14 protein-coding genes and 1 pseudogene are annotated in these 13,097 nt (G+C 39.0%); 9 read left to right on the forward strand and 6 right to left on the reverse strand.

Features of this window, described 5'->3' with window-relative positions; all coding sequences use genetic code 11:
- Positions 1-11: 11 nt before the first annotated feature.
- A complete protein-coding gene (locus tag RDN93_RS15655) occupies positions 12-845 on the reverse strand; it encodes a plasmid pRiA4b ORF-3 family protein (protein WP_308746379.1) in 834 nt (277 codons plus the stop codon).
- A gap of 53 nt (positions 846-898) precedes the next feature.
- Positions 899-1,630, reverse strand: coding sequence for a hypothetical protein (locus tag RDN93_RS15660; protein ID WP_308746380.1), 732 nt, complete (start codon positions 1,628-1,630; stop codon positions 899-901).
- A gap of 234 nt (positions 1,631-1,864) precedes the next feature.
- Between RDN93_RS15660 and RDN93_RS15665 the strand changes: the two genes are divergently transcribed.
- Together RDN93_RS15665 and RDN93_RS15670 are read left to right on the forward strand one after the other, a co-directional pair.
- Positions 1,865-2,449, forward strand: a complete 585-nt coding sequence (locus RDN93_RS15665; RefSeq protein ID WP_308746381.1) for a DUF6621 family protein — start codon at positions 1,865-1,867, stop codon at positions 2,447-2,449.
- 55 nt (positions 2,450-2,504) lie between these two features.
- A complete protein-coding gene (locus RDN93_RS15670; protein WP_308746382.1) occupies positions 2,505-3,401 on the forward strand; it encodes a LysR family transcriptional regulator in 897 nt (298 codons plus the stop codon).
- Between the two features lie 214 nt (positions 3,402-3,615).
- Here the strand turns inward: RDN93_RS15670 and RDN93_RS15675 are convergent, their stop codons facing one another.
- The gene (locus RDN93_RS15675; RefSeq protein WP_308746383.1) at positions 3,616-4,257 is read right to left on the reverse strand and encodes an HU family DNA-binding protein; all 642 of its coding nucleotides are present in this window, start codon (positions 4,255-4,257) and stop codon (positions 3,616-3,618) included.
- Between the two features lie 843 nt (positions 4,258-5,100).
- On the opposite strand from RDN93_RS15675, the gene RDN93_RS15680 reads away from it, so the two are divergent.
- From RDN93_RS15680 to RDN93_RS15710, 7 genes and pseudogenes are all read left to right on the forward strand, one after another.
- Positions 5,101-5,382 carry a hypothetical protein gene (locus tag RDN93_RS15680; protein WP_308746384.1) on the forward strand — a complete coding sequence of 94 codons (282 nt, stop codon included), beginning with the start codon at positions 5,101-5,103 and terminating at the stop codon, positions 5,380-5,382.
- Between the two features lie 71 nt (positions 5,383-5,453).
- Entirely contained in the window at positions 5,454-6,422 is a 969-nt protein-coding gene (locus RDN93_RS15685; RefSeq protein WP_308746385.1) for a hypothetical protein, read from the forward strand.
- Positions 6,423-6,478: 56 nt separating this feature from the next.
- A pseudogene (locus RDN93_RS15690) lies at positions 6,479-6,836 on the forward strand (DUF1810 family protein); the annotation flags it as partial.
- A 96-nt stretch (positions 6,837-6,932) separates the two neighbouring features.
- A complete protein-coding gene (locus tag RDN93_RS15695; protein ID WP_308746386.1) occupies positions 6,933-8,198 on the forward strand; it encodes an ATP-binding protein in 1,266 nt (421 codons plus the stop codon).
- 28 nt (positions 8,199-8,226) lie between these two features.
- On the forward strand, positions 8,227-8,646 hold the full coding sequence (locus tag RDN93_RS15700) for a DUF1810 domain-containing protein (protein WP_308746387.1): 420 nt from the start codon (positions 8,227-8,229) through the stop codon (positions 8,644-8,646).
- 15 nt (positions 8,647-8,661) lie between these two features.
- Positions 8,662-9,036, forward strand: coding sequence for a YccF domain-containing protein (locus RDN93_RS15705; RefSeq protein ID WP_308746388.1), 375 nt, complete (start codon positions 8,662-8,664; stop codon positions 9,034-9,036).
- A 119-nt stretch (positions 9,037-9,155) separates the two neighbouring features.
- A complete protein-coding gene (locus RDN93_RS15710) occupies positions 9,156-10,148 on the forward strand; it encodes a putative sulfate exporter family transporter (protein ID WP_308746389.1) in 993 nt (330 codons plus the stop codon).
- Between the two features lie 108 nt (positions 10,149-10,256).
- Here RDN93_RS15710 and recA read toward each other — a convergent pair whose 3' ends face one another.
- The 3 genes from recA to RDN93_RS15725 are packed head-to-tail and all read right to left on the reverse strand — an operon-like array spanning position 10,257 to position 12,994.
- Positions 10,257-11,294: a recombinase RecA gene (recA, locus tag RDN93_RS15715; protein ID WP_308746390.1), complete on the reverse strand. Its 1,038-nt coding sequence runs from the start codon at positions 11,292-11,294 to the stop codon at positions 10,257-10,259.
- A 24-nt stretch (positions 11,295-11,318) separates the two neighbouring features.
- Positions 11,319-11,774, reverse strand: coding sequence for a thioredoxin-dependent thiol peroxidase (gene bcp / locus RDN93_RS15720; protein ID WP_308746391.1), 456 nt, complete (start codon positions 11,772-11,774; stop codon positions 11,319-11,321).
- A gap of 26 nt (positions 11,775-11,800) precedes the next feature.
- Positions 11,801-12,994, reverse strand: coding sequence for a saccharopine dehydrogenase family protein (locus tag RDN93_RS15725; RefSeq protein ID WP_308746392.1), 1,194 nt, complete (start codon positions 12,992-12,994; stop codon positions 11,801-11,803).
- Between the last annotated feature and the right edge of the window lie 103 nt (positions 12,995-13,097).

A 13,097-nucleotide genomic window follows, 5' to 3' on the forward strand; every position in this document is an offset into this window, starting at 1 on the left:
CGGAGAAATAATTATTCAGAGATTGCTATCGGAAAATCGTTCATCTCTTTTTTTGCTTTCTTTATATTGAATTTTTGGGGATTGAAATCCTTTCCCAACCATTCCCGGTATTCGCGTGCGGCTTTAGTGCGTGGATGTTCTAAGGCTTCTAATATTCTGCGATACCCCCATATCCCTCCGCAATCTTCGGGTGGACAAGCATTGGCTCCATCTATGAGGATGATACTACGGATGTCGTCTTTTTTATAAGCTTCCTGTGATTCCAGGGTGATTGTGTGCATCCAACTGTCGCCGAAGTCATATTCATATTCTATCCGTGAGCCTTTCTTTGGCAGAACCTCTCCTAATGAGGTGGCAGAAGAACTCTTTTCAATCTTGTCTTCCCGTAAAAAGTTGTCGTCTTTTTCGTAATCGGGCAAATATATATTTTTTCCTTTTCGAAATAGGTGCAGATGGTATCCTTCCCAACCCATAGCAACTTCTATGACTTCTGCAAAACTTTCCAAACGGATGTTTGAAGGAACTTCGAGAGTACGCCATACTTCCGGTGAGGAATCTGTCAAAGTGATTTTCAATTTGAGTTTTTTGGGAGTTATTGTCTCAATGTAAAAAGAATCCTCATCGTCAAACTCATCATCAAAGTCCTCATCAAACTCATCATCGAAGTCCTCGTCAAAGTTTTCGTCGTCCCATTCGTCATTGTATACTACGCCTATAAGGTCTTCTATAGTCTCAAAATCCAAACTTTCCGATTGTTCAGCATGAGGCATTTCTTTTTTCAGTTCTTTAATACCTCCTTTTACTAATATAGTGGGAATTTCATAACGCTTATAAATTTTCTCCAATATAGGTAATGTTTCTACTGCGCGTATATTTTTTAACAGGTGTGCTATATAGTCTATGATAGAGACATTGTTTTTTCCGCATCATCCAAGTGGTCGTAATAGTAGTTCAGTACTTGGCAGAACCATTTGGTCACTTCCAACCTTCTTTCAGGGCTGGATATGGCAATTTGAGCGACGGCACTACAAATATTCTCTTTGCCGATGAAAAGGGTTTGGGGCTCTTTTATAAAGTCAAGTAATACGGGTAACTGGTTTTTTCCGAGTTGGTATAAAATGATAGGAGTGATATTGTCGGGTATGGAACAGTAGTAACTCAAGAAAGTGGGGCTTTGTCGCATAATTTCCAGGACTATTTCCAAGCTTGATTCCATTTGATAATGTTCCATTATCCAATAAATATATAACAACTTCAATATCTTGTCTTCTTCATCCTCGGCATTTTCCTTGAAATTAATGAATAAATTCAAGATGAAATTACGCACTTCTTTTTCAAGTTCGTCTACAGGCACTGATGCGCAATCCATCTGTAGTTCCTCTATTATATAATCTTCATAATTTTTCATATCCCAAAGCCTTTTCAGAAAAGGGGCGATGGGCTTGGCTTCTTGCGCATAATCAGGCTGTTGGTAGCAATAGATGTCTTCTAATTGCCGGTAACAGTCTTGTATTCCATCGTTTAGGAAAAGATTTAATAACTCTTGTTGCTCTTGGGGAGTGAACATCTCTAACGCTTCTCTGACTACTTTACCGAAATCTATCGGAGTTTTGTTTTGTTTCTTAGTCATTTTGTATTTTAATTGAGTGGTTTATTAATTGTACAAAGGTAATGCAACTTTTTGATGAAATATCCCGAATCCTTATTTTTTCTTTTTCCAATTCGGATATTTCTTAAATTCCATGTTTTGCCTTAAAATCCTTATTCGAAACTATCTTGTGTCATTCTGCCTGACCTTTCAAATATTCTGTTTATCTTTGTCTCAAAATAAAAAGTAATCTGATAGGAGGATGATAATTAATATATGAACGATAAACCTCAAATAAAACTGTCCGAAACAGTAGTGCTGATTGATGCGGCTTTTCTGAACTTTGTAATTACAGATATGAAAGGATACTTTGAAAAGACTTTGCAACGTTCTTTACAAGAGATAGACCTTTCGATACTGACCACCTGTCTGACTTTGGATGCAGGGATTACGGAAGGAAAAAATGAAGTGCAGTTTCTTTTTGTTTACGATAAGGAGTCAGGGCGACTTGTTCACTGCCAGCCTTCCGATTTGGAGAAGGAACTGAATGGAGTTGCTTTTCAAAGTCCTTATGGTGAATATTCATTCGCGAGTGTTCCTTCGGAGGGAATGGTGTCGAGAGAAGATTTGTTTCTGGATTTGTTGTCTATCGTTGCCGATTCGGCTGATGTGAAAAGAATGATTGTGATTTCTTTCAATGAAGAATACGGAAAGAAAGTGACTGACGCGCTGAGTGAAATAAAGGGAAAGGAAGTTATTCAGTTCCGGATGGACGAACCGGATGTCCCATTGGCATATAAATGGGATATGCTGGCTTTCCCCATTATGCAGGCATTGGGAATTAAAGCTGATGAACTTTAATAGAACCTCTGTCTGATACTTACTATCTAATACCTAATACTTGAAATTTAGTTTCATGTCCGATTTTCGTTTAAAAGTATTTCAGAGTGTGGCGAAGAACTTGAGTTTTACAAAGGCTTCGCAAGAACTGTTTGTCAGCCAACCTGCTATCACCAAGCATATCCAGGAATTGGAGACTTATTACCAGGCTCGTTTATTTGAGCGTCAGGGAAGTAAAATCTCGCTGACCGATGCCGGCGAATTGCTGTTGAAGCATAGTGAGAAGATTTTGGATGATTACAAGCAACTGGAATATGAAATGCATTTGTTGCACAACGAGTATATTGGCGAATTGAAACTGGGCGCCAGTACTACGATTGCCCAATATGTCCTTCCCCCTTTATTGGGAAGCTTCATTGCTAAATTTCCACAAGTCAACCTTTCCCTAATCAATGGAAATTCGCGGGGAGTGGAAATTGCTTTGCAGGAACACCGGATAGATTTAGGTCTGGTGGAAGGTATCTTCCGCCTGCCTAACTTAAAATATACCTCATTCCTGCAAGATGAACTTGTGGCAGTAGTACGCGCGCATACCAAACTGGATATTCAGGATGAGATATCTCCGGAAGACTTGTTGAATATTCCATTAGTCCTGCGTGAAAGAGGATCGGGGACGCTGGATGTATTCGAGCGTGCTTTGTCGCAACATAATCTGAAACTGTCTTCTTTGAATGTAATGATGTATCTCGGCAGTACGGAAAGCATCAAACTTTTTATCGAACATGCTGATTGTATGGGGATTGTCTCTATCCGTTCTGTACACAAAGAACTTGTTGCCGGCAATTTGCGTGTGATTGAGATTAAGGAAATGCCTATGCAGCGCGAATTTAACTTTGTGCAACTGCAAGGGCAGGAGGGAGGGCTGTCCCAAGTCTTTATGCGGTTTGCGGGACATCACAGCAAAAGCCTGTAAGGTCAGCCTTAGCTGAATTCAGAAATTCAGTGCTCGCTCCCAGAGAAGAAAAAATCATTTCTCATATTTCTCATAGTTTTGCTGTAACTCACCTGTAATCAATAGATTATTGTATGAGAAATACTTTTGAAGAAATGCATTTCTCATCATTTTCAAGTAAATTGGCTCTTAAAATGGTTGTTTCTCATACCCTTTTAAGGTATTTCTCATTCTTTTATTGCCCCTCTTCTACTGTTTTCTTCTTTATATATACTCTGTGTGCTCCTCTACCTGTGATTTCTATTCCGGAATCAGGTTCGTGTCCCCACTGTCTCAGTTCATTGGTAGCTGCGGTTTGAAGTAATCCTGTTAGTCTGCGATAGTCCAGAACGGTAAGGAAAGGATGTTCGTCGAGATACTTTATTGCTAATGCCAGCCGTTGTTCTGGTGTGAATTTTTCTGAGGAACGTTTTCGCTTCCAAGGTGCTCGTTCCAGTCGGCATCTTTCACTAATGTTTCTGACCATTGTTCTGTCTACCCGGAAATTCACGCCTTTTATAAAGATACTTTGTGCGTTACGATGTTTTCCGCCTTCCACTTCTTCCCGTTCCTTGTCTCTGCCCAAAGTAAGTGACGGAGTAAATGTCCCTATTCCGTCTATCTTTACCGAACGTCCTTCTGCCATCAGACGTGCCATTTCAATGGCTGTCTGAAGCAGTACGCCTTCTATATCTCCTGCGCTGAAACCACTCACGTCGCCCACTCGTTGCGCCAGCTCTTTTATGTTTGCATTATCTATCCGCGCAAATTTAGGGTAAGTAATTCTTTTGCCTGTTTTTTGGATGTCGGGCATCTCATCCATAATGTATCGTGCCATACTATACTATCTGTTGTTTAAAGTATTAATAGATAAGTTCTTTTGTATTAAGAGTAAACTCTCTTTCCTCTAATAGCAAAGTTCCTTTTCGTTAAATATAAACTGTAAATGCAAGTTTTGTTTTTATAAACGCAACTTGTATTTATAAAAATGAAGCTTTTGTTTTTATAATCAAAGCTTGCGTTTATAGTTTACTCTTATGCAAAGGTAAGTTTTCTATTTGATAAAAAGAAGTTTATCAGTAATAAAGAGGAAGTTATTTGTTAATAGACTAGGGGAGGAGTAATAGGAGATATGATAGGCTGAATTGTACTACTATGGGATATATGATAATGAGCTTCGGGCAGCTTGTTCTTTATTGTTTGGGATAGTGTTGTTTCATGTTATTTAGTTGCTTCGGTAAAATTGTATGGCATGAAATAGGATATTTAATTTTATTTTTATAGTTTTGCAATGTTTCTCACGCCGATGCCTCAATTCGTGAGGTCAGGGATGGTGTGGGAGATGTATTATATAAAGAAAGACGTTTACTTGACGTTTTGTCTTTGGCGCATCAAAACTTCGAACACTTTGAGTAGTAGCCAGAACAAAGCAACAGTAGGTGTCTGCGGGATATGTTTATGTCTTTGGTATGCTTTTCAATGAAAAGTGTACTTTGTTATTATACATATCGGCGTGGGCTTCTGCGTTGCTCGTTCAACTACTACGGGCAGTTCGAAGGCCTTGATGCGTGGGACGAGTGAATGGTACAGATTCCCGCGCTTTTTCTTTACATGATAGTTACTTTTCTAATAAACGAATCGTTCGGTTTGGGAATCTGCGAGCACAATTTTTTAAATTGTTATGGATAATATTACAGATTTTATGAAGAAAGCTCTCCCCGAGTTCAAGAAAGAGTTTAGGAATGGGATTACTGATTTATTCTTTTTGTATGTTCAATCAGACAAGGTTTTGATGAAGGCTTATTTAGATTGTGTGGCTTCTACAGGTGATTTGAAATACGTTAATAGTTGCATCGCTCAACAGCTCAAACGGGAATTTTCATTGATTAATACGAAGAAAAGAAACGATATGCCTAAAAGTAGTTTGATTCAGTCTTTTTCGGAATTGGAAAATGAAGACTAAGGAGAATATGTCAGAAGGGCATAAAATGTAACAGTACGTCTAAAAATATAATCTTAAATAATTGTTGATTTATGAAGAAGATTTTCATATTTACCATATTGCTGGTAGGTTGCCTTAAAGTTTATGCACAGCCCAATCTTTCAGAGTTGGAGGGAAAAGATATATTATATGAATATATGAAAACTCCTCCTGCAACTATACTTATAATAAAAACTGATCCTGAAACAAAAAAGAATCAGTATGGGCAAATAGTTAGTACTACAAAATATGGCGTTCTGCAAAAACCGTTTTCTTGTTATATTGTGACAGATCGATATAGCATTTTTGCTCAAAAGTTGGGACCGCAAAAATATATGCTAATGTGTGATGGTAGTGGAACATTTATATATTCTTTCAGGGGCAATAGACTTAATCCTGGATGCATAAAATATGTTGATAAAGAAATTTTTCCGTGTATAGGTGATTGGTATAAATATTTGTGTGATTATTATCAATATGAGATTCCTGCTGACACTTATTCGACAAACAAAGAGGGTGAGGCGATCATAAAAATCAGCTATTGGCCAGAAGTTATGCAACTTTTGTTTAAGAACGCCCCCGAATATTATGATGCATATAGTCCACTTTGTAAAAAAATGAATCTGAGTGACCCTGTATTTTCATCTTTGTTAATAGAAGCTTTGATAAGATACAATGGAGGTGATAGTAGTTTCTTGTTCTGCAAGGAAATAGTTTGCTCTTTAAATGGATTTAAAGCGTGTTCGGGTAAAAGTTCTATTCGGATTATTAAAGGCTCATTTTTATCATTTTATCCTTTAGAATCTGTAATGCCTGTCAATTCGGATAATGATAAGCTTATAAATTATCCTAAAGATAATCGTAGCTTTTCACAGAATTATCTTAAACAAGTAAAGCTGACAAAAACAATTCCACGTGATTACGGTTCTATACAGTTTAAGGGTAAGCCGCAGGTACTGACCGATTTGTATGGTTATGAAGTTGTATTCGATGATGCGAATATGTATTATTTTCAAAAGTGACATCAATCATATTAAAATAAATCGCTGCATATTTTGTTTAATATGCGAAACCAAATGAAGTGAGAAACAGGCGGAAATATTCTCATTGGATTTGGTATATATTTCTTCAACTGAAAGGATTGGGAATGAGCTATAGTTCGCAGTATTACGGAATCAGCGGAAAAGAAGAGGCTGAAGCATATCTTGCGCATCCAATTTGGGGTAAAAAGACTTCGTGAAATAACATCGGTCTTTTTGCAATTAAAGGGTAAGACGGCACAGAATGTTTTTGGTTCTTGGGATGGCAATGGAAGTTCTTTTATGTATGACGCATTTTTAACGCAGTCGTGCCGGGTGATCTGTTTCAACAAGTGATAGACCTATAATCAGGATAAGACAGATGAAACGACAGAGAAAATAGTAAATAATTCGTAATCAATCCCTCTATCTGAAATAAATAGATATGTATTTTGTTTTGTATATGAAACAAAAATGCTATATTTGTGTTTCATATACAAAATAATATCAGATATGAATAAGGAACAAATAAGGCATATAATAGGTGAAAATCAAGAGTTTGTGAAGGATATAACATTTATGGAACGTCCTTTTACTTTTGAGGATGCGGGTAATTATGTGTTTTTAGGTATTCGCCGGGCTGGAAAATCCTATTTGATGTATCAGCGGATACACCAACTTCTGAAGAAAGGGCATAAGATAGAAGAAATACTTTATATCAATTTTGAGGATGAACGTTTTATCGGCTTGAAATCAGAAGAGTTGGACGATATAAAATTGGCTTATGAAGAGACTTTTCCCTATCAGCCTATCTTCTTTCTGGATGAGATACAAGTTGTAGACGGGTGGGAAAAGTTCGTTCGTCGGTTGGTAGATAAAAAATATCGTGTATATGTGACTGGAAGTAATGCGAAAATGTTGAGTAGTGAAATTGCTACGACATTAGGCGGGCGTTTTCTTATCCAGGAAGTATATCCGTTTTCTTTTCGTGAGTTCCTTCTTTCGCAGGATATAAGATTAACGGCAAACTGGCTTTATACTCCAAGTTTGCGTAATGAAGTGGTACGCACTTTTGATGCTTATTTTTATAATGGAGGATTTCCGGAATTGATAGCATTTAAAGATAAACGTTCTTGGTTGAGTGGACTTTATCAGAAAATATTCTTTGGTGATTTGGTAGCTCGTTATGCACTACGTAATTCGGATTCGATGAGTTTGTTGGTGAAGAAACTTGCGGAAAGTGTTATGCAACCCTCTTCTTACAATCGACTTAAAAATATTGTATCTTCAACGGGAGAGAGCGTGGGAGTACGAACTGTCATTGACTATGTGAGATATTTGGAAGAAACTTGGTTGATATTCAGTGTTGAAAATTATGCTGCTCGTTTTGCCGAAAGAGAGAGTAACCGGAAATATTATTTTATAGACAATGGTATTTTGAATCTGTTCATCTTTAATCCGGAAACTTTGTTGTTGGAGAATTTAGTAGCTGTCTCTTTATATAGAATTTTTGGAAAAGAACTATATTTCTATAATCAGAATGTAGAAGTTGATTTTTATATTCCTGATCAGAAATGGCTTGTTCAAGCTTCATATAATATTTCTGATACTCAAACTTTTACCCGTGAAGTGAATGGGCTTTTGAAAACGGCAAAATTCTTAAAAGCGGAGAAGTTGCAAATTGTGACTCGTAATGAGGAACGCACAGTTGAGCAGGATGGTTTTACAATAGAGGTAATTCCCATTTGGAAATGGATGATAATGTTGGAGAACAAGTAACTGATAATCTTTAAGATAAAATTATGATATGGTAGATTATAACTTGCAGCGATTTCTTGATGCCCAACAAGGCGACTATGAACGTGCCCTTGCAGAAGTAAGAAACGGGCGGAAGCATTCTCATTGGATTTGGTATATATTTCCTCAACTGAAAGGGTTGGGAATGGGTTATAATTCACAATATTATGGAATCAGTGGCAAAGAAGAGGCTGAAGCATATCTGGCGCATTCGATTCTGGGTGAAAGACTAAGAGAAATAACATCGGCTTTTCTGAAATTGAAAGGTAAGACGGCGCAGGATGTTTTCGGCGCGTTGGATGCGATGAAGGTACTTTCGTGCATGACGCTTTTTAATGAGGTTGCTCCGGACGGTTTGTTTCAGCAGGTGATAGAACAATACTATCAGGGCAAAACAGATGAGATGACAAAAAGAATGTTGGATAAATAATAAAATGTTATTGTTATGGGTTGTTTGATGAATCTTTTATGGCTGTTGCTTGGCGGTATTTTTACGGCAGTGGAATACCTTATTTCAAGTATATTAATGATGATTACTATTATCGGTATTCCCTTCGGAATGCAAACGTTAAAGTTGGCAGGACTTGCTTTGTGGCCTTTTGGTAAAGAAGTGAGAAGCGGAAGTCGTTCCAACGGTTGCCTTTATATACTGATGAATGTGATATGGATATTCGTGGGTGGCATTTGGATTTGTTTGTCACATTTGGTCTTTGGGGCGATTTTGTGTATAACTATTATTGGGATTCCATTTGGTTTACAGCATTTTAAACTGGCTTCATTGGCGTTGTCTCCTTTTGGAAAGGATATTGTAACTGTATGAAAATAGTCTGAAGTAGATTATCTATAACTAAAAGTTATAATGCATAATTAGAAACTATTGGTGTGTCTTGATTGTTTCCCGTACCTTTGCACCCCGAAAACAATTAAAGATAAAATTATATGATTTCAACAGCTACAAAAACGTTGCAGACGAATAACAAGACAATTTACGTCGCGTTACTTTCTACTTTGACTTTTTTTCTCTTTTTAGATTATATTCCGGGATTGGAAGCATGGTCGGCATGGGTGACTCCACCGGTTGCTTTATTTCTCGGACTAATTTTTGCATTGACCTGCGGACAGGCACATCCGAAATTTAATAAGAAAACCTCTAAGTATTTATTACAATATTCAGTTGTCGGGTTGGGATTCGGTATGAATCTTCATTCGGCTTTGGCTTCCGGTAAGGAAGGCATGGAGTTTACTGTAATATCTGTTATTGGTACGTTGGTGATTGGTTGGTTTATCGGTCGTAAGCTGTTTAAGATAGACCGGAATACCGCTTATCTTATCAGTTCGGGAACTGCTATCTGTGGTGGTAGTGCCATTGCAGCCGTAGGGCCGGTGCTGAAAGCGAAAGATAGTGAGATGTCTGTTGCGCTGGGCACTATTTTTATCCTGAACGCAATCGCACTCTTTATCTTTCCGATGATTGGTCATGCCTTGAATATGGATCAGCAGCAATTCGGAACATGGGCGGCGATTGCCATTCACGATACGAGTTCAGTTGTCGGTGCAGGTGCCGCCTATGGTGAAGAAGCCTTGAAAATAGCGACTACTATCAAACTGACTCGCGCGCTTTGGATAATACCTATGGCTTTTGCTACTTCATTTATCTTTAAGAGTAAGGGACAGAAAATCAGTATTCCCTGGTTTATCTTCTTCTTCGTATTGGCAATGGTGGTAAATACTTACTTGCTTGACGGAGTGCCGCAGTTAGGAGCTGCCATCAACGGAATCGCCCGTAAGACATTGACGATTACTATGTTCTTTATCGGTGCTTCTCTTTCTATTGATGTGTTGAAAGCGGTCGGGATTAAGCCGTTACTTCAGGGAGTTTTGCTTTGGGTAGTGATTAGTTTGAGTACGCTGGCTTATATTTATTTCGTATAGGGAAGAATCACAAATAATAGATATAGGAAAGATGGGAGAATATCGCATTACACGAATATTCTCCCACCTTTTATAAGTACTATTCTATTTTAAAGAGACAGAGGTCTGTCATTCTTTTTTCTTCAATGCTTCGAAAATCAAGCCTTCCAGTTCTTCTGCAAGTTCTGGATTGTCAGCGATGCATTGTTTTGCAGCATCGCGTCCTTGTCCTAATTTAGTGTCATTGTAGCTATACCACGAGCCGCTTTTCTTGATGACTCCCAAGTCTGCACCCAAGTCAATGATTTCTCCTGAGTGAGAGATGCCTTCACCAAACATGATGTCGAATTCTGCTCTACGGAAAGGAGGAGCAACTTTATTCTTAACAACTTTTACTTTTGTCAGTTTACCCAGAATTTCTTCACCATCCTTGATTGGTTGGCTACCACGAATGTCTATACGTACGGAAGCGTAAAACTTCAGTGCATTACCGCCTGTGGTTGTTTCCGGACTACCAAACATAACACCGATTTTTTCACGAAGCTGGTTGATGAAGATACAGGTAGTACGCGTCTTGCTGACTGTACCGGTTAACTTACGTAATGCCTGCGACATCAGACGTGCCTGAAGACCTACTTTGTTGTCGCCCATGTCACCTTCGATTTCCGCTTTGGGAGTCAATGCGGCAACAGAGTCGATAACGATGATGTCAATAGCGGAAGAACGGATCAGTTGTTCTGCAATTTCCAATGCCTGCTCACCGTTATCTGGTTGAGAGATATACAATTCGTCAATGTTTACGCCCAGTTTGGAAGCGTAGAAACGGTCGAAAGCGTGCTCGGCATCAATGAAAGCAGCGATACCGCCTGCTTTTTGTGCTTCGGCAATGGCATGAATAGCCAGTGTCGTTTTACCGGAAGATTCCGGACCATATATTTCGATTATTCTACCTCTCGGGTAACCACCTACGCCAAGTGCCACGTTCAAGGCTATAGAGCCTGTCGGGATCACTTCTACCTGTTCAACACTATCGTCACCCATTTTCATGATAGAACCTTTACCGAAGCTCTTTTCTATCTTTTCCATGGCAGCCTGTAAGGCTTTTAGTTTTTCGCTTGATGCCATTTTATTATCTGTTTCAAAATTAAGTTCGTCTTTCTTTGCCATACCTTATTCTTATAATTAATGGATTTATTGATTTAAAATCTGTGAGGCGTGTTCTTTGGTTTTCACTTCTTTCGGAGTGATAATCCGTTCTACGATTCCTTCTTCGTTAATAAGGAAAGTAGTGCGGAAAGTACCCATATATGCACGTCCGTACAGTTTCTTTTCTCCCCACACGCCAAATTCTTCTACCAATTTCTTGTCTGTATCGGCAATCAGCGTGAACGGAAGATTGTTCTTTTCGATAAATTTCTGATGCGACTTTTCATTGTCTACACTCACACCGATTACTTCGTAACCGGCTTTGCGCAGGTCCGAATAATTATCGCGCAGATTGCACGCCTGTGCGGTACAACCGGATGTGCTGTCTTTCGGATAGAAATACAGCACAACTTTTCTTCCTTTGTAAGCACTCAGACGGATTTCTTCGCCTTTTTCATTGATACCCAAGACTTCCGGTGCTTTATCTCCAATGTTAATCATAACTTTATTTCTACTGAATTGATGTTTTACAGCTCTAGATCCTGATCAATCACTTCATGCCAAGGCAGACCTTGCTTGTTCAGTTGTTCCATAAACGGATCCGGGTTGAACTCTTCTACATTGTTTACACCCGGACGTTTCCATTCTCCTTTGAAGAACATCATAGCTCCGATCATTGCCGGAACTCCGGTGGTGTAGCTTACTCCTTGCATGCCTGTTTCCTTGTATGCTTCCTGATGACTGCAATTATTGTAAACATAGTAAGTGCGTTCTTTTCCGTCTTTCAGACCACGGATACGGCAGCCGATAGATGTTTCGCCCTCATAATTCTCACCCAAATCCTGCGGATTAGGTAGTACGGCTTTCAGGAATTGCAGGGGAACAATCTTCACTCCGTTGTAGTCAACCTCGTCAATACGCGCCATACCGATATTCTGAATGACACGTAAGTGGGTTAAATATTCCTGTCCGAAAGTCATCCAGAAACGCGCACGTTTGATAGTCGGGAAGTTTTTCACCAACGATTCCAGTTCTTCGTGATAAAGAAGATAGGAGTCACGGGGACCGATATTCGGATACGTGAGGTCTTTATGGATTTCCAGCGGACCGGTGGTTATCCATTTGCCGTCTTCGTAATAACGTCCGTTCTGAGTGATTTCGCGGATATTGATTTCAGGATTGAAGTTTGTTGCAAATGCTTTATGATGGTTTCCGGCATTACAGTCTACAATATCCAAATATTGAATTTCGTCAAAATAATGTTTGGCTGCATAAGCTGTATAGATGCCGCTTACTCCCGGGTCGAATCCACAACCAAGAATAGCTGTCAGCCCGGCTTCTTTGAAACGTTCATGATAGGCCCACTGCCAACTGTACTCAAAGTGAGCTTCATCTTTCGGCTCATAATTGGCGGTGTCCAGATAGTTCACTCCGGCTTTCAGACAAGCTTCCATGATGGTCAGGTCTTGGTAGGGAAGAGCAACGTTTATCACCATTTCCGGTTTGAAATCGTTGAATAAGGCTACCAGTTCTTCCACATTGTCTGCATCGACCTTAGCTGTCTTTATATTGGGATTACCTATCGCCTCGACGATTCTGTCGCATTTCTCTTTTGTACGGCTGGCAATCATAATATCTGTAAATACATCGGCATTTTGTGCCACTTTGTGCGCAACGACAGTGCCAACACCGCCTGCACCAATAATAAGAACTCTACCCATTTCTTTAAATTGCGAATTAAAATTAAGAATATTAGAATTGTTTATGGAGCAAAGTTACTACAAAAAAGTGAAATGCGGAAAGATATAGTGATAGAATTGAGTT

Origin of the sequence: uncultured Bacteroides sp., from assembly GCF_902491285.1 — a bacterium.
Taxonomy (GTDB): domain Bacteria; phylum Bacteroidota; class Bacteroidia; order Bacteroidales; family Bacteroidaceae; genus Bacteroides.

Excerpts from the sequence above, each read along its gene's own strand:
- RDN93_RS15700 (WP_308746387.1), top strand. The coding sequence starts at position 8,227 with ATGGTAGATTATAACTTGCAGCGATTTCTTGATGCCCAACAAGGCGAC.
- RDN93_RS15705 (WP_308746388.1), top strand. The coding sequence starts at position 8,662 with ATGGGTTGTTTGATGAATCTTTTATGGCTGTTGCTTGGCGGTATTTTT.
- RDN93_RS15710 (WP_308746389.1), top strand. The coding sequence starts at position 9,156 with ATGATTTCAACAGCTACAAAAACGTTGCAGACGAATAACAAGACAATT.
- RDN93_RS15660 (WP_308746380.1), bottom strand. The coding sequence starts at position 1,630 with ATGACTAAGAAACAAAACAAAACTCCGATAGATTTCGGTAAAGTAGTC.
- RDN93_RS15725 (WP_308746392.1), bottom strand. The coding sequence starts at position 12,994 with ATGGGTAGAGTTCTTATTATTGGTGCAGGCGGTGTTGGCACTGTCGTT.
- recA (WP_308746390.1), bottom strand. The coding sequence starts at position 11,294 with ATGGCAAAGAAAGACGAACTTAATTTTGAAACAGATAATAAAATGGCA.
- RDN93_RS15680 (WP_308746384.1), top strand. The coding sequence starts at position 5,101 with ATGGATAATATTACAGATTTTATGAAGAAAGCTCTCCCCGAGTTCAAG.
- RDN93_RS15675 (WP_308746383.1), bottom strand. The coding sequence starts at position 4,257 with ATGGCACGATACATTATGGATGAGATGCCCGACATCCAAAAAACAGGC.
- RDN93_RS15665 (WP_308746381.1), top strand. The coding sequence starts at position 1,865 with ATGAACGATAAACCTCAAATAAAACTGTCCGAAACAGTAGTGCTGATT.
- bcp (WP_308746391.1), bottom strand. The coding sequence starts at position 11,774 with ATGATTAACATTGGAGATAAAGCACCGGAAGTCTTGGGTATCAATGAA.
- RDN93_RS15670 (WP_308746382.1), top strand. The coding sequence starts at position 2,505 with ATGTCCGATTTTCGTTTAAAAGTATTTCAGAGTGTGGCGAAGAACTTG.
- RDN93_RS15685 (WP_308746385.1), top strand. The coding sequence starts at position 5,454 with ATGAAGAAGATTTTCATATTTACCATATTGCTGGTAGGTTGCCTTAAA.
- RDN93_RS15695 (WP_308746386.1), top strand. The coding sequence starts at position 6,933 with ATGAATAAGGAACAAATAAGGCATATAATAGGTGAAAATCAAGAGTTT.